We start from the raw sequence: 14,459 nt of genomic DNA on the forward strand, positions 1-14,459 counted from the left end.
TGCCGCGATCGGATCACGTCCGGAACACGGGCCAGACGCGACCATCAAAAGATCAGAACATACTGACGACGACCTAGGTCATCCGGCGGCCTTGCCTGCGGCGGCGGCTTCGGTTCGGGAGCGAGTCTGGGCGAGCCGGTAGGATTCGATGCCGGTCTCGAAAATGTGCCGCCGCAGGTAAGCCGGTCGACAATGGCCGCGCAGAGCCGGGGTTCGGTGAATGTCTTGGTCCATCCCGAAACGACTCATTCGAGGCTATTGCGAAACTGTTGGTCCCCTCTCGATCGGTGAGAACTTGAAACAGCGGTTCGGCTCCGTGCCGGTCAAGCTCCATGTAACGCAGCTCGTCGATCGCGAGGAGGTCGACGCGGCCGTAGCGGGCGATGGTCTTGGTCAGCACCTTCTCGTCAGCGGCCTCGACCGGTTCGTTGACCAGGTTGGCCGCCAGGGTGTACTTGACCTTGAACCCAGCCATCGCGGCCTCGGTGGCCAGCGCGATGAGCAGATGCGCTGCCCGTTCCCGAGTCGCCGATCAAACACAGCGGCTGATGCTTACGCACCCAGTCGCAGTCGGCCAACGTGTGGATGACGGCCGGGTCGACGTTGGGATTGGCGTCGAAGTCGAACTCGCGCAGTGACTTCTGCCGCGGGAAGCGCGCCATCTTGATGCGCCGGTCCGCGGCCTTGCGAGCACGGTAATCGCACTCGGCCATCAGCAGCTCGGCCAGGAAACCGAGATAGCTCAGCTGGCCGCGCGGGGCTGCGGCCGCCAGCTCGACGAACTGGCCGCGGATGGTCGGCAGCCGCAACCGCTGGCGGGCCTGGTAGATAGAGGCCTCGGCCGCTTCCTCGGTCAGCCCGCGACGATAGGTGGTCATGGCAGCTCTCCCTCGGAGGCGGGCCGGCCGCCGGCGCGGCGGCGCAGCAACTGGTCATGGACCGCCACCGCCGGTTCATCCAGCCAGGCCATCCGTTCCGGCCGGGGCGGCGGCGGACCCGGCTCGGGGCTGTCGTCCGCCTGGGCGATCTTGTGTCGATGCCGTCAATATGGCCGTCTTCGACGACTCGGTGGTCCTGCTCGCCTTCACCTCCGGGCCGGCGCAGCAGCTGAACGGATTCCGGATCGATGAACCCGAGTTCGTCCGCTGCTCAGTCGGCTACTTCGAAACCTTCCGGAGAGGATCCTGGGCGATTGGGTTGCCACGCGCTGCTTTCGAGCGCATGCTCGGCGTGGAAGTTCGCATCCGCCAGCATGGCGGGGCAAGCCGACCATGCCGAGCCGTTCGGGCACGTCGCCCAGAAGGCTAGGAGAAGGACTCATGCAGGCAGCACCAGATACGGGGAGATTGTCGCGCCGATCTTTACTGGCTGGCGCGGTCGCGCTCTGCCTGCCGGCAGCCGAATGCATGTTGTCGCCTGCCGCGGCTACAGCGGAAAGCTCAAGCTTCCAACTGCAGGATGGCTGGCGATTCTGCGCGGATTGCTTCGTGCTGTATCTGGGCGGCATCTACGCGGATAGTCACTGCCCGCGGAACGGTTACTCGGGTCATCGCGCAGCCGGTTGGACCTTCAAGCTGATGTACAACGAGAACACCCCTCCCGGCGGGGGCGAGGGCCCCAACGTTCAGGGCAATTGGCGACACTGCTACCGATGCGCGACGCTCTACTGGGCACTGAGCACTTCACAGCGCTGCCCGAGCTGGGGAGCGCACGCATGGGGGGACGCGTTCACCCGCCAGCAGTATCTGCTGAGTCACGACCTCGGCCAGCCGTCCGGGAGCCAGAACCAATGGCGGTACTGCGTCAAGTGCTCCGCGCTGTTCTTCAACGGGTACGCCTACAAAGGTGAGTACGGCCTGTGCCCCTATGACGACATCTACGGTCACACCGCTGCGGGATACGATTTCGTGCTCGCTGTCTCAGCGTATACGTGACTCGTCTGGCCGCGTCCTTGATCGACTGTCATGAGCCCGAACGGTGTCGATCTCGCTGTGGATGTTTCGGACCTGGCCCAGGCCCGCGGCGCGCTACAGGAAACCTTCGCGGAACGGCTGCTGGCGGACCCGGCCGCCGTGCGGGCACGGGTGCGTCACACCCTCGAACAGTGCGCCGAGGCCTTCTTCGACGCCGCCTGGACGGGCGTCGCCGTGCAACTGGCCACCGATCTGCGCCTGAAGAACGACCTGCTGAAGCGCCAGGGCATCGGGGCTGCCCTCGCGTCGGTCTCCGGCGCCGTCACCCTGGCTCCGGACGGCGACCGCATCATCGTGGACAAGCTGCAGGACAGGGCGATCGCCGCCCACGGTGCCGGGGTCACCTTCCTCCCCAGCGTCTTCGGCCGCCCGCACCTGGTGGTGATCCACGCGCCCGGGTGGCAGCCGGTGGTGCAGTACCTCCGGCTGGAGGCACTCGCGCATCCGGTACGGCTGCTGCGCACGCTTGCCCGTGGCCCGCACACCACCGGTGAGCTGGCCCACGCCTGGGAACATTCACCCCCGGAGGTTTCCCGCCACCTCGCTGTCCTGCGCCGCGCGGGCCTGCTCACGGCCAGGCGGCACGGTCGCTACGTCCGTCACACCCTCAATCTTCCTGATCTGACGGCGCTGGGCGCCGACCTGCTGACGGCCGTACTGCGCTGAGTAGCTTCCACCTGCTGTAAAAGTGCTCACTCGATGAACACTTTGGCTGGAAGAATCGATCTCATGAGTCGCCGAACGGAAGGCAAGGACATGGTTCGCGGACCCGCCACCATCACGAGGACCGACACCGCCCTGATCATGAACGACGCCGCCGCCTGGAGGGCATGGCTCGCCGAGCACCACGAGACCGCCCGCGACGTCTGGCTGCTGATCGCCAAGAAGAACGGCGACGCGACGACCGTCACCCTCGACGAGGCTTTGGACGAGGCGCTGTGCCACGGCTGGATCGACAGCCACCGGAGGGCGTTCGACGGCGACTACTACCTGCAGCGTTACTCGCCCCGCACCCGCCGGAGCCCGTGGTCCGGGATCAACGTCGCGAAGGCCGAGGCGCTGACGGCCGCCGGACGGATGCGCCCGGCAGGCCGCACCGCGATCGAAGCCGCCAGAGCCGCCGGCCGCTGGCCCGCCTAGCGGGCGCTGTACGGGACGGGCGGCAGGATGGGAGCGCCCGGCCCCTCTCGGAGGCCGGTTGATACCCTTGCCGGCCACCATGTTCGAATCTCTCGGTGACCACTGCGCCCACGTTCTCGCGACCACCCCGTCCGCCTCGGTGTCCGTCGCCGTCGCCCGGGACTCCTCGCCGGTCCACGCCGAGGCGTTCGGCCTGGCGGACCTGGAGGAAGAACGGCCCGCCACCCCCGGCACCGCCTACCTGCTCGCCTCCATCACCAAGCCGATCATGGCCACAGCGGTGTGCCTGGCCGCGCAGGAAGGACTGCTCGGCCTTGACGACCCGGTGGAGAAATACCTGGATGGCGTGCGGCTGTCCCGGCACCGGGATCACGGCGTGCCGACCGTACGCGAGGTGCTCCAGCACCGGGCCGGGCTCGGCAGCCACTTCGACTTCACCTACGCGCCCCTCTCCAGGCCGTCGACGCGGCAGGCCATCGAACGCTACGGCACGCTGTACCGCGAGCCGGGATCCCGGTTCGAGTACTCCAACCTCGGGTACGGCATCGTGGACGCCGTCTTGCAAGCCGTCACCGGGCAGGATCCCGCCGAGTTCGTCAAGGATCACGTCTTCGCCCCCCTGGGCCTGCTGAGCTGCCACATCGGCCCGGAATACCTCGGCCCGGCTCAGGAAGCGGTGCGACACACCGCCGCCGGCGGCCGCTACCCGGTCTACGACACCAGCCACCGTGGCGCCTCACTGGCCTGGGCGACCGCCTCGGACCTGGTGATGTTCGGTTTGTCCCACGCGGGCGCGTCCGGTGTGCTGGGCCCGGCCTCCGTGGCGGCCATGCGGGACGCCCTGCCGGTCGGGTCCGGGCTCGGGTACGGGCTCGGCTGGTTCGTCTCGCGCGTGGGCACGTACACCGTCGTGAGCCACAGCGGCAGCATGGGCGGCGTCGCCACGATGCTGGTGGTGGTGCCGGAGCTGCGACTGGCCGCCTGCGTGCTCACCAACCGCACCGGTGCGGCCGTACGCGACTCGGTGCTCGGCCATCTCATGGGCGAACTGGTGCCCGGGTTCACGAGGGCATCGCTGCCACCCCCCGGCGGCGCGCCGGCCCGCGAGACGGCGATCCCCTCAGGCATCTGGGAAGGGCACGTCGACACCTACACCGGCAGCATTCCGCTCATCCTGCACGTACGAAACGGGCAGGTGGAGGCTTCGCTGGACGGGAACGAGCCGGTGGCGGCCCAGTTGGTCACCGCCACCCCGGAGTGGGACCTGCGCGCCCTCTTCGCCGTGCAACTTCCCACGCCCGACGCACGCGCCAATTCTCCCCTGCTCAGCCTGGACCTCAACCAGCGGGACGGCGTACTGGCCGGTGCCGCCCGGTCGTTGAAGGACGGCGAGCAGGACGGCTGGCTCGGCAACTACCTCAGCCACTGGTGCGAACTGCGCCCCTGAACGTCGCTACGAGGGTGTCTCTGATCCCTCCGGCTTTGCCCCTTTCGTGCATGGGCCGGAGCTGGGATGCCAAGATCTAGTTTCTTGATTTTGCCGGGACAGCCTGGCTTCCAGCGTCGGCCCGCCCCCCGGGGGCGGGCCGACCTCGCCGTCGGACAACGTGTCGGCTATGTCAATCGGTCGTGCCGGCGTGCACGGCGATGATTCGCCAGCCGTGTGTCTCGTCGTAATGCCAAGTACGGGTGTAGCGCATCCTGGCCGCGAACGGCGCACCGGAGACGGTCCCTTCGACGGTGCCGAGAAACCACGTCACCCCGGTGTGCCCATCGGCGAGCACGGTCAAGTCTTCCTCGGTCAACCTCGTCATCACCTGCGTCCGAGTGCGGTGCATCTCCAGGTCGTCCGCCTTGGTCGCTACGTTCGCGCCGAAGGTGAAGATCAGCCGATCATCCAGAAGCCGATCCAGCGCCTCGACATCTCCAGCGAGCTGCGCGGCCTGGAGCCGGCGCTCGGCGTCCCGCAAGTCTTCCATCATGAGGTCCACCCTCCCAGCCAGCGCCGTATCCGCGCCAGGACGTTCACGCTCGGCTGATGTTTGCAGTCCGTGGGTGTCGGGTTCGGAAGGCTTCCCGACAGGCCGTTGCAGTCGTGGGCGGCGGCCCGGAAACCCAGACCGCCGCGAGTACGCGGAGTGGCTCCGAGCGCGTCCGGCAGTGCGGTGTCGGTGATCACCCCCTACGCCGGCCTCGGGGAGCAACCGCGATCTCGGGCCGGGCGAGGACATCGCCGCGGTGTACGACCCGGATCGGACCCGGGGCCATCAGGCGCAAGGTCTTCGGCCTCGCCATCGCGGGCGTCTGTCTCGCCTGACCTTTTGCGCGTCAGTCCGACAGCCAGTGCAACTCGTGCGCCAGGGTTTTGGCGACGGCACGGATGCGGCGGTGCAGCGGCGACTGCTCGCGTGGGAGAACCAGGTGGATCGTCAGGCTGGGCGCGCCCCGCAGCGGTCGCCAGGTGAGACCGGCCGGTGCTGCCGTGACCGCGGCTTCTCCGGCCGGGGCGAGGGTGACCCCGTCGTGCAGGTCGCGCTGAGACATGTCGAAAAAGACTGCGGGCGTGTGGAATCGGGGGTGTGGTCGGGTGTCTCGGAACAGTGCGGACAGCTGATCGTGGATCACGGGGTTGGCCGCACGGTCCGGGAGTCGCAGCGGGTACGCGGCCGCGTCGGCGATCTCGATCTCCGGATATTCGGCCAGCGGATGGTGCTGCGCCAGCTGGACCCCGACGCGCATACGCCGCAGCAGGAACCGGCGCACGCCACGGCCCGGCTGTTCACCGCGGGTGATCCCGGCGTCGATGCGGCCGTCGGCGACCGCGGGGGAGATTTCCGGTGTCGCCATCGGGACCGCGCCGACCTCGAGTCCGCTGTTGCCGCGAATCAGCCTGTCCACGAGGGCCGGTGCCGTCTCGGCCCCGGCGCTGAGGCTGTAGCCGATGCGCAGCGTGCCCAGTACACCGGCCGCCGCGCTCCGGGCGGTGTCCCATGCCCGGTCCAGCGCCGCCAGCGCGGGCGGCGCTGACTCCGCCAGAGCCGCACCGGCCGTGGTCAATGCGACGCTACGCGTGTTGCGGACCAGCAGGACCGTACCGAGTTCCGCCTCCAATCGGCGCATCCGGGCGCTGAGTGCGGGCTGTGCGATACCGATCCGCGCGGCCGCGCGGGTGAAGTTCAGCTCCTGCGCCAGCACCAGGAAGTACCGCAGGCTCACCGTATCCGGCGCCACGTGCCCTCCCTGCCGATTGATAACGATCCGTTCTGAGTCTATCCCGTACCGGTCTTTCCCTCGACCGCACATCAAGCCCTAACCTGCGCATATGACGATTCCCCTGACCGCAGTACCCGTCGCCGGGATCGATCGGTCCGAGTGTCAATTCGAAGTCGGACGTGTCCGGCCCAACACAGGAGGTTTCCATGGCCAAGGGCTACTGGGTCAGTGTCTACCCCGCCATTTCCGACCCTGAGGCGCTGACTGCCTACGACAAGCTGGCCGGTCCGGCTGTCCAGGCTGGGGGCGGGCGCACCCTGTCCCGGATCCCGTCCCGTGGCGGTCGGGTCGTCGCCCACGAGGCCGGAATCACGCAGCGTGTCGTTCTGATCGAGTTCGACAGCTTTGAACAGGCCGTCGCGGCCTACGAGAGCGAGGCATACCAGAAGGCGCTGATGGCCCTCCCCGACGGCGTCGAGCGCGACTTCCGCATCATCGAAGGCATCGACTGACCGGCGGACCCAGCATCGCTGAACATCCGTCACCTGATTCGAAGCCATGCCCCGCGTCCCAGTTCGTCGTCGACGTCCGGGCCGGCTGGACTGCCGCTGACCACGTGGGTGCTGGAGTCGGCGAGAAGGCGAGATCATCGATCACGGCACCCGCAGCAAGAGCGTGGTGAGCGATGTCGGCCCGGTGGAGGTGCGGGTACCGCGCGATGTCGCCGGCACTTTCGAGCCCAGCTGGTGCGCAAGCGGCAGCACCGGCTGTCCGGGATGGTCTTGTCCCTGTCGGCCAGGGGCCTGACCCATGGAGAGCTCTCCGCCCACCTGGCCGAGGTGTACGGCGCCCTGGTGTCCAAGCAGACCATCTCCCCCATCACCGACGAAAGCGTCGACGCCCGCACCGCCGCCTTGGCGCGTGTCTGCATGGCGCCGATGAGTCTGGATCCGACCGGCAAGGGGCGCCACCGGAATACGGCAGAAGCGGGCCGCGGGCCGAGATAGTTGCTGGTCAGCGGCGTTCGCTGGCGCGGATCGATCAGGTGTCAAAGCGTCATTGCTGATTGGCGGCGGTGATGCGGGTGGCATCACCCGGTGCGCATTGTGCGCCGATCCGGCGGTGTCGGCGGCGAGGGCGGCGCTCTGCTGGAGTGACAGCGCGGCGTAGACCGGGACGCTGGCTTGTGGGCAGCAGGTCGATGTCGCGCAGCACGGTGCGGTGGCTACCTCCAGCTCGCGGGCCGGCCTCGGCGCGGCAGCCGGGCTGCGGCAGCAGAGGACCGGCGAGACCGACCGGTCGGGCGCGCATACGAAGATTCCGCGCGGATACACGACACAGGATGGCGTGATTCGTTGGGAGGCTCAACGGAGTGATCCTCGGACACCCTGAGCGGTCACTCATGCGGGGTCCAGGCGCGCAAGCAGTCCCGCGGGGGCCCGAACCTCGGACGGTCGAGTCCTGGCCGTTCGCAATTCGCTTACACGAAGGAGCATCAGATGGCGTCTCTACTCAACCCGTGCCTGGCTTTCGACGGGAACGCACGGCAGGCGATGGAGTTCTACCGGGACGTCTTGGGCGGCGAGCTGGAGCTGGGCACGTACGCCGAGTTCGGCTCGCCGGACGCACCCGCCGGCAAGGTCATGCACTCTACGCTCCGCACCCCGGACGGCTTCACGCTGATGGGCTGGGACGTCCGGGAAACGATGCCCCACACCCCGGGCAACAACGTTGCGGTCTTCCTGGGCGGCGATGACGCCGAACTCCGCGGCTACTTCGAGAGGCTGTCCGCCGGTGGCACCGTGACGCTGCCTTTGGAGAAGCAGCTGTGGGGTGACGAGGCCGGCTCGCTCGTGGACCAGTTCGGCATCACCTGGATGGTCAACATCACCCAGGAGCAGTCCTGATCGACCACGGAGGTAGCCCCGAACCGGTGATGGACGAGCTGGATGCCAGGCTGCACCGGATCGGGCAGCACCACCACTTCCGCGCCAGGTTGGGGTGCCGTTGACCGATGTGTCATAGGCCGCCAAACCTCGAAGATCCCTAGCCTGACCTTCGGTAATGCCGGAGCGTCTGGCGCGGTTGTCCTGGGTGACTCTCGGTGATGTGTGTGCTGGAGCAGCTGATGCGTGCCCTGCACCGGCGTGACATCTTCGCCTCGCCCTCCCACCGCTGGTCCGATCCGCGCGCCCGGCTGCTGGACGGCCGCCAATGGCACGCGGTGCGCGAGGACGTGCTGTCCGGGCTCGGGCTGTAGGCCCCGATCGAGGAACACCTATCCCGGCGCGTCCAGGCGTTGGACGCGGCCTGGCTGCGCCAGCACTACTGATCAAACCGGGCGGACGTCGTGGTGCCCCCGGCCGGGTTGATCGGCTTGGAGCCGGCCATCGCCGAGCGCGGCGTTCGGGGCGGCGGGGCGGATCCTCGCGGCCACCCGAGCGGCGGTGAGGCCCGTCCCGATGACCGCCAGGGTCGCCACCAGCGCTGTGAGTGCGGGGAACAGCCAGAACACGTCCGCGGGGGTGTAGCTGTTGTTCTGCAATGTGGGGACGACGAGGAAGACGAATACGGCTGTGGCCGGTGCGATGAGCTGGGGAAGGAGTCGCAGGGCGAACCTCCAGGAGGGCCGGTTGGCGCGCCGCGCGGCCCATCGCGGCGCGCGCCGCAGGCCGAGGATGCCCAGGGCCAGGGCCAGGGCCGTGAGCGCGCCGAGGACCAGGTCGACCAGGGTCGCCGTCGGGGCGCCGGGGTCGGGCGTGCGTCCCTCGGTGATGTCGATGATGCCGGAGCTGATGGCGTAGGCCTGCTCTGCGGACGGGGTGAAGCTGTTCAGCAGCACCACCACGCCGTAGCCGCTGCTGGGGACCAGGTCCTGCTGGGCGTTGAAGCCGGAGACCACGCCGCTGTGCGAGATCCGCTCGGGCGCGATTCCCGCGACGCTGCGCCGCCAGCCCAGTCCAGCCCGGTTCGCGCCGGGCTGCGGCGTGTAGGACTCTCTGATCAGCTTCGCCGAGAGCAGGCGCCGGCCGTCGGGCCCGAGGCCGCCTCGTTGCTGCGTCGCGAGCCACGCCGCCATGTCGTGGGATGTGCTCACCATGCCGCCGGATCCGCTGTTCATCGCCTCCGCCTCGGGGATGGCGAGCGCTCCGCCGTAGGCGGTGACGTGCCCCTGGGCCAGCTCGCTGACCGGATCGCGGGTGGTGGTGGTGTTGACGGTGTCGTCCATGCCGAGGGGGGCGAAGACCTGATCGGCCAGATAGGCGTTGAAATCCTGGCCGCTGACCTTCTCGACGACGCGCGCGGCCAGCCAGTAGTTGGCGTTGCTGTAGGCGTAGGAGGTGCCGGGCTTCGCGGACAGGCTCCAGCTCCCGATCCTGCCCACGCCTTCCTCCAGCGATCGGGCCGGGCCGACGATGGCGGGGTTGGGCAGCCCCGAGGTGTGAGACAGCAGGTGGCGGACGGTGATGGCGTCGCTGGGCACGGCGCCGGGCAGGTAGCGCTTGACAGGGGCGTCGAGCTCGACCCCGCCCTCGTCCACGAGTCGCAGTACGGCGAAGGCCGTGAATGACTTGGAGACGGACCCGATGCGCAGCCTGGTGTGCTCGGTGAGCCGACCGCCGTCGGAGTCCTCGCCGTACCCCGCCTCGTGGACGATCTCACCGTGCTGGACCACGGCGACGGCCGCCCCCGGCAGGCCGTGGCGGTCAAGGTAACCGGTGACGAAGTTGTCCACCTTCGCGGGATCGAAGCCGCCGGGTGCGGCCGCGGAGGCGGGCTCCGCCAAAGGGCCGAGAACCGGTGCGGTCAGCACCAGCGAAAGTGCGAGTGCGAGGACCAAACGCATGCAGAAAGCTCTCATTCATTGTTGGTTGGGCGACCGGCGCGGCTTGCGGGACCCGCTTTCTCGGCCCTGCCATGCTCTCACCGGCCCAGTGCGCCGCGAATCGGGGACGTTCCTGGTCCTGGCCGGATCTTCCCCCCTAGGGGTTCGGTATTCCGCCGAATCGTCCTGGCGGGTCGCTCAGGGGCCCCGCGGCGAGGGAAACGAGCGGCACGACCGCGAGTTGACGACGGCCCTGGCCCGCTTCGAACAGGAGCAACGGCGCCAGCGCCAATGGATCAAGCGGGTGCCATGCCCACGCCGCGTGGCTGCCGGATCCGTCCCCACTGAGGTGCAGACCAAGTAACGCCGAAAGGGACAGTCTCCTGGTCGCTGCGGGGGTAAGCGCCAGCATTACGGGTCTGTGTTGATCGCCGATTCGCCGCAGGTCAGAGGGCAGATGTACTTATGCATCTGCGATGCGCGGGGTGAGGGGCCTGGCGAATCGATCGGCCTGGCTGCGGCTCGCGATCAGTCGAAGAGCTGGTCGACGGTGACGTTCTTCACCTGCTCGTAGCTGTCGACGATCAGGTACCGGTCACGACCACGTGCACCGGCCACTGCGGACCGAGATGACCTCGAAGCCGAAGTCCTCGACGGTCTCCCGTGGCGCGACCTGGCGGCGTTCGCCGTTGTAGCTGGGCTGGGAGAAGAAGCACCAGGGTTCGGAGGTCTGGTTCGCCGCCCTGACGACGGGCGGGCCGAGGTCGGGCTCGTACATGAAGATCATTCTGAGCTGGCCCTCCGCGGTGAAGGCCCAGACCCCGGGATTCTGGGGCAGGCAGCTGGACGGCGGCCGTGGTGGAGGACACGGCGGAGGCGGGCGAAGCCAGGCCGGCCGTGGCCGTCGCCATGGCCAGCAGCAGTGCCGCGAGGCCCCCGCCCGTGCGTCAGTAAGTGACGTACGAGATCACTGAGAGCCCCGAAAGCGCCGCCATTGATACCGGGACCCGATGCGTCAGGAGAAGGTCGACTCCTTCGGCGCCGGGTCGTCGGTCCAGCCCAGCCGCTTGATCACATACGCCGATGACCCGTCACCCTCCTGGATGGCGAGCAGTTGCCCGCTGTCCCGATCGATGATGATCTGCTGACGGGTGGGCGCTTCACCGTAGGTCAGCGCGACCCCGGTGCGGCCGTCGATGTCGGTGACGTCGTTCTCCACCCGCACACCCGGCAGGCCGGCGAGCACACGGTAGAGCGCGGCCCTGGTGGCAGGGGTGCTCTCGACGTCGAGAAGGAGCCATTTGCTCGCCCCCCACAGCCACGCCTCCGGGGTCTCCTTGGTGTTGGCCCGCAGCATCTCGGCCTTGAGCGCCTCGGGTTCGGTGGGCAGTTCCGTCACGGGCTTGGTCGTCATCTTCAGCGGGGTGAAGTAGGTCGTTCCCGACAGGCAGCCGTCGCACAGGTCGGGCGAGCCCGCGTCCTTCCACGCCTGTGCGTCAGCGGGCGTGAGCGGTTCGGCGGAGGCGGGTCCGCGCTGTGTCCGATACCCGTGTTGCCGGCTCGCCCACAGCACGTCCCTGACCCGCTGCTCGACGGTGTAGGTCGCGGTCTTCATCCGCGCCACCTGCACCATCTCCCGCCGCCACCACGCCCCGGTTCCCGGGGGCCGGGCGGCCAGCCGGTCGGCCGCTGCGGCAAGCACCGCGTCCGCCTCCGGCACCGCGGCCGTCTGGACGTCCGCCCCGCCCAGGAGAGGTACCGCCACGAAGCCCCCGGCTACCACCGCGCTGACCGCCACCGCCGCGAGCATCACCTTGGGCCAGACCGGCCAGTGCCGCCGCCGGTCGACGCCCAGCATCCGGGCGCGGGCGGCCATCACCGTGGCGTGGTCGGCGGGCGGCACCTGGGGCATCACCTCGTCGATGAGCTGGAATTCCTTCATCACACCTCAACTCCCAATGCGTCACGAAGCTTGGTTCTGGCCCGGCTGAGCCGGGAGGCGACCGTGCCGTAGGCGATGCCGAGCGCCGCCGCCACCTCGTCGTAGGTCAACTCGCCGTAGGCGATGAGCAGCACCACGTCGCGTTCACCGCGCGACAGCCCGGCCAGTGCGGCCGAGAGTTGCCGTACGGTCACCCGCGCCGCGACCCGATCCACCACCCGCTGGTCATGGCTGTCCTCGTCGGCAGGCGGCCCCGACCTGGCCAGTGCCCGGTATCGCCGCAGCTCGGCACGTCGGTGCCGGCCGATGAGTTTGGTGGCGACGCCGTACAGCCAAGGCCTGATGCCGCCTTTGGCGGCGTCGAAGCCGTCACGCCGGCGGAAGGCGATCAGGAAGGTCTCGGCGGCGAGGTCCTCGGCGACGTCGAGGTCGAGGCGGCGGCCGATGTAGCTGCGAATCTCCTCGTAGTGGGCATCGAAGACGGCAGAGAATCGCTCGGGATCGGCGACCGCTCCGTCGAGGAACGTGGTCATGCATGGGTCTCTCTCGCCGGGAACATCGGGACACTAGTGACTGCCCGGTCGCCGCCAACCCTTCCATGTGAGTTTCACAGCCGCTCAGCGAGTCCCGCATCGAGATCTCATGCTCACGGTGGCGTCGCACACGAAACCGGACACGCCCAACCCACCCATCGGTCAAAGATCAACGCCATCAGCGACCGACAACCCTGCTACGTCCTGATGCAGAGTGGCGTTCTTCGTGGAGGTGGATCTGGACGTGGAGCCGCGGAAGTTCGTGAACGCGGTGTCCTACGCCGCACCTGGCGATTGCTACCTGCGTCTCGCGGAGGGTTTCCGCAGGTCGTGATCCATGGGGTCGGGTTGCCTGGACGGCTGCGACGCGGGCGGCGTACACCTGGTGCGCCTTGTGCTCAGCCGGGCCGGCGGTCGGAGTGGGGCCGGCCGGCTCCGGGCCAGGCGGTGCCGATGCAGAACCGGGGGCTATCAGGCTCCGTGCTTTTGTTGCAGGGGGGCCTCCCAGGTGGCGGTGATGTCGCGGGCGACATCACGTAGGAGGTCGATGAGCATGTCTGCGAGTGGTGTGAGGCTGGCGTCGGTTTTGGTCACGGCGTAGAGCTGCCGGTAGGGCCTGGGGTGGGCCAGTTCGCGATGGGTGGTGCCAGGCGCATGGGTCAGGGCCAGGCGCGAGACCAGGGCTACTGCGATGCCGGTGCCGACGAGGGCTTGGGCGACGTCGTAGGACTCGGTCTCGAACCGCGTGGTGGGAGTGAAACCGGCCTTGTGGGCGGCGTCGTGGAACTGCTCGCGGGCGGCATGGCCGGCCAGGATGGAAACCCACGATTCGTCGCGCAGTTGTTCCAGGCGAAGTTCGGTGTCCGCGGGCTGCCCGGTGGCCAGTCGATGGTCATCGGGGAGAACCACGACCATCGGGTCCAGCAGGAGCGAGTGGGCTCGTATGTGCGGGGGTGGCGTGAGCGGCGTGCCCCAGGACGCGACGATGGCCACGTCCAGGCGGCCCGCGCTGATCTCGTCCGCTCCGCGTCCGGACACCACGTCTATGACGGAGACGTCGGCGTCCGGATGGCGGTGTCGCAGAGCCGTCAGGGCTGGTGGCAGCAGGTGCAGGGCAGCTGCCTGGAACGTGCCGATCCGCAGACGGAGCGAGAGGTGGCCGAGCAGTGCGGCCAGTTCGGCCCCGGCCCTGTCCGATGCCTCCTCCACAGTTCGGCCGTGGGAGGCGAGCAGCGCACCGGCCGCGGTGAGCGTTGCTCCGCGAGGGCCACGGATGACCAGGGGCACCTGCCAGTCGCGCTCGGCCTTGGCCACCTGCTGGGTGACCGCCGCGGGCGTGAGCTGGAGTGCGCGAGCCGCCGCCGTCAGTGAGCCGTGCCGCTCGATCAATGCGAGCAGCCGCAGCTGTCCCGGATCCACCAGCATTCGCTAATCCTAATGCTGCACCCTTCTCTTTTAACTTCTCTTAGGGCCGCGAGACAGGAAGCCTGGTGGAACACCCATCGGCCGCACTCCCGGAAGGGGTTCTTTCCCATGCCCACGCATGTGCCCGTTTTCATCGCCACCACCTTGCTGCTGGCGATGCTGCCAGGCGCGAGTCAAGCTCTGATGATCCGGCAGGCTCTGGAAGGCGGCCAACGTACGCTCCAAGGCACGCTCGCGGGTAATGCCAGTGGCTTCCTGCTGTGGTCCACGGCCGCCGCGGCCGGACTGTCCGCCGTCCTGCTGGCCAGCCCCACCGCGTACGCGGTGCTCCGGATCGCAGGCGGCATCATGCTGATGATCCTCGGGGCGAAGACGCTGCGGACCGCGCTCACCACCGTCCCCACCCG

At 68.6% G+C, this 14,459-nt stretch carries 15 protein-coding genes and 2 pseudogenes; 9 read left to right on the forward strand and 8 right to left on the reverse strand.

All coding sequences use genetic code 11. The annotated features are described in order from the left end of the window. Positions 1–73: 73 nt before the first annotated feature. Positions 74–878: pseudogene (locus tag ADY59_RS53875) on the reverse strand (ATP-binding protein). 441 nt (positions 879–1,319) lie between these two features. On the opposite strand from ADY59_RS53875, the gene ADY59_RS03895 reads away from it, so the two are divergent. From ADY59_RS03895 to ADY59_RS03910, 4 genes are all read left to right on the forward strand, one after another. After that, positions 1,320–1,934, forward strand: a complete 615-nt coding sequence (locus ADY59_RS03895) for a hypothetical protein (RefSeq protein WP_156325277.1) — start codon at positions 1,320–1,322, stop codon at positions 1,932–1,934. Positions 1,935–1,991: 57 nt separating this feature from the next. Next, the gene (locus ADY59_RS03900) at positions 1,992–2,639 is read left to right on the forward strand and encodes an ArsR/SmtB family transcription factor (RefSeq protein WP_231618531.1); all 648 of its coding nucleotides are present in this window, start codon (positions 1,992–1,994) and stop codon (positions 2,637–2,639) included. 63 nt (positions 2,640–2,702) lie between these two features. Next, positions 2,703–3,113, forward strand: coding sequence for a YdeI/OmpD-associated family protein (locus ADY59_RS03905; protein WP_231618532.1), 411 nt, complete (start codon positions 2,703–2,705; stop codon positions 3,111–3,113). 79 nt (positions 3,114–3,192) lie between these two features. After that, positions 3,193–4,560 (forward strand): serine hydrolase domain-containing protein, encoded by a 1,368-nt coding sequence (locus ADY59_RS03910; RefSeq protein ID WP_063780553.1) that lies wholly within the window; start codon positions 3,193–3,195, stop codon positions 4,558–4,560. 172 nt (positions 4,561–4,732) lie between these two features. Here the strand turns inward: ADY59_RS03910 and ADY59_RS03915 are convergent, their stop codons facing one another. Together ADY59_RS03915 and ADY59_RS03920 are read right to left on the reverse strand one after the other, a co-directional pair. Beyond that, on the reverse strand, positions 4,733–5,095 hold the full coding sequence (locus ADY59_RS03915; protein WP_049557715.1) for a nuclear transport factor 2 family protein: 363 nt from the start codon (positions 5,093–5,095) through the stop codon (positions 4,733–4,735). Between the two features lie 346 nt (positions 5,096–5,441). Next, the gene (locus tag ADY59_RS03920) at positions 5,442–6,344 is read right to left on the reverse strand and encodes a LysR family transcriptional regulator (protein ID WP_049557634.1); all 903 of its coding nucleotides are present in this window, start codon (positions 6,342–6,344) and stop codon (positions 5,442–5,444) included. Positions 6,345–6,532: 188 nt separating this feature from the next. Here ADY59_RS03920 and ADY59_RS03925 point away from each other — a divergent pair, with 188 nt between their 5' ends. From ADY59_RS03925 to ADY59_RS51035, 4 genes and pseudogenes are all read left to right on the forward strand, one after another. Then, positions 6,533–6,838: a DUF1330 domain-containing protein gene (locus tag ADY59_RS03925; RefSeq protein WP_049557636.1), complete on the forward strand. Its 306-nt coding sequence runs from the start codon at positions 6,533–6,535 to the stop codon at positions 6,836–6,838. Between the two features lie 142 nt (positions 6,839–6,980). After that, a pseudogene (locus tag ADY59_RS52300) lies at positions 6,981–7,234 on the forward strand (transposase); the annotation flags it as partial. Between the two features lie 591 nt (positions 7,235–7,825). Continuing rightward, complete coding sequence (locus ADY59_RS03935; RefSeq protein ID WP_049557639.1) at positions 7,826–8,233, forward strand: VOC family protein; 408 nt, start codon at positions 7,826–7,828, stop codon at positions 8,231–8,233. A gap of 206 nt (positions 8,234–8,439) precedes the next feature. Beyond that, positions 8,440–8,586 carry a hypothetical protein gene (locus tag ADY59_RS51035; protein WP_197093424.1) on the forward strand — a complete coding sequence of 49 codons (147 nt, stop codon included), beginning with the start codon at positions 8,440–8,442 and terminating at the stop codon, positions 8,584–8,586. A 72-nt stretch (positions 8,587–8,658) separates the two neighbouring features. Here ADY59_RS51035 and ADY59_RS03940 read toward each other — a convergent pair whose 3' ends face one another. The 5 genes from ADY59_RS03940 to ADY59_RS03960 all read right to left on the reverse strand — a co-directional run bounded on the left by ADY59_RS03940 (position 8,659) and on the right by ADY59_RS03960 (position 14,052). Next, the gene (locus ADY59_RS03940; RefSeq protein ID WP_082309834.1) at positions 8,659–10,173 is read right to left on the reverse strand and encodes a serine hydrolase domain-containing protein; all 1,515 of its coding nucleotides are present in this window, start codon (positions 10,171–10,173) and stop codon (positions 8,659–8,661) included. 574 nt (positions 10,174–10,747) lie between these two features. Then, entirely contained in the window at positions 10,748–10,930 is a 183-nt protein-coding gene (locus tag ADY59_RS03945; RefSeq protein ID WP_156325278.1) for a hypothetical protein, read from the reverse strand. 237 nt (positions 10,931–11,167) lie between these two features. Further along, positions 11,168–12,094 (reverse strand): CU044_5270 family protein, encoded by a 927-nt coding sequence (locus ADY59_RS03950; protein WP_049557644.1) that lies wholly within the window; start codon positions 12,092–12,094, stop codon positions 11,168–11,170. After that, on the reverse strand, positions 12,094–12,627 hold the full coding sequence (locus ADY59_RS03955; RefSeq protein WP_049557647.1) for an RNA polymerase sigma factor: 534 nt from the start codon (positions 12,625–12,627) through the stop codon (positions 12,094–12,096). The genes ADY59_RS03950 and ADY59_RS03955 overlap by 1 nt, the downstream gene beginning before the upstream one ends. 471 nt (positions 12,628–13,098) lie before the next feature. Beyond that, a complete protein-coding gene (locus tag ADY59_RS03960; protein ID WP_049557648.1) occupies positions 13,099–14,052 on the reverse strand; it encodes a LysR family transcriptional regulator in 954 nt (317 codons plus the stop codon). Between the two features lie 108 nt (positions 14,053–14,160). Here ADY59_RS03960 and ADY59_RS03965 point away from each other — a divergent pair. After that, positions 14,161–14,459: LysE family translocator (locus ADY59_RS03965; protein WP_049557650.1), on the forward strand; the 299-nt coding region annotated here is incomplete at its 3' end.

The sequence above is a fragment of the Nonomuraea sp. SBT364 genome (assembly GCF_001083785.1).
Taxonomy (GTDB): domain Bacteria; phylum Actinomycetota; class Actinomycetes; order Streptosporangiales; family Streptosporangiaceae; genus Nonomuraea.

Bases quoted from the DNA above. Each gene is read 5' to 3' on its own strand.
- ADY59_RS03960 (WP_049557648.1), bottom strand. From the start codon at position 14,052: ATGCTGGTGGATCCGGGACAGCTGCGGCTGCTCGCATTGATCGAGCGG.
- ADY59_RS03910 (WP_063780553.1), top strand. From the start codon at position 3,193: ATGTTCGAATCTCTCGGTGACCACTGCGCCCACGTTCTCGCGACCACC.
- ADY59_RS03925 (WP_049557636.1), top strand. From the start codon at position 6,533: ATGGCCAAGGGCTACTGGGTCAGTGTCTACCCCGCCATTTCCGACCCT.
- ADY59_RS03915 (WP_049557715.1), bottom strand. From the start codon at position 5,095: ATGATGGAAGACTTGCGGGACGCCGAGCGCCGGCTCCAGGCCGCGCAG.
- ADY59_RS03905 (WP_231618532.1), top strand. From the start codon at position 2,703: ATGAGTCGCCGAACGGAAGGCAAGGACATGGTTCGCGGACCCGCCACC.
- ADY59_RS03955 (WP_049557647.1), bottom strand. From the start codon at position 12,627: ATGACCACGTTCCTCGACGGAGCGGTCGCCGATCCCGAGCGATTCTCT.
- ADY59_RS03940 (WP_082309834.1), bottom strand. From the start codon at position 10,173: ATGCGTTTGGTCCTCGCACTCGCACTTTCGCTGGTGCTGACCGCACCG.
- ADY59_RS03950 (WP_049557644.1), bottom strand. From the start codon at position 12,094: ATGAAGGAATTCCAGCTCATCGACGAGGTGATGCCCCAGGTGCCGCCC.
- ADY59_RS03945 (WP_156325278.1), bottom strand. From the start codon at position 10,930: ATGTACGAGCCCGACCTCGGCCCGCCCGTCGTCAGGGCGGCGAACCAG.
- ADY59_RS03895 (WP_156325277.1), top strand. From the start codon at position 1,320: ATGCAGGCAGCACCAGATACGGGGAGATTGTCGCGCCGATCTTTACTG.
- ADY59_RS03935 (WP_049557639.1), top strand. From the start codon at position 7,826: ATGGCGTCTCTACTCAACCCGTGCCTGGCTTTCGACGGGAACGCACGG.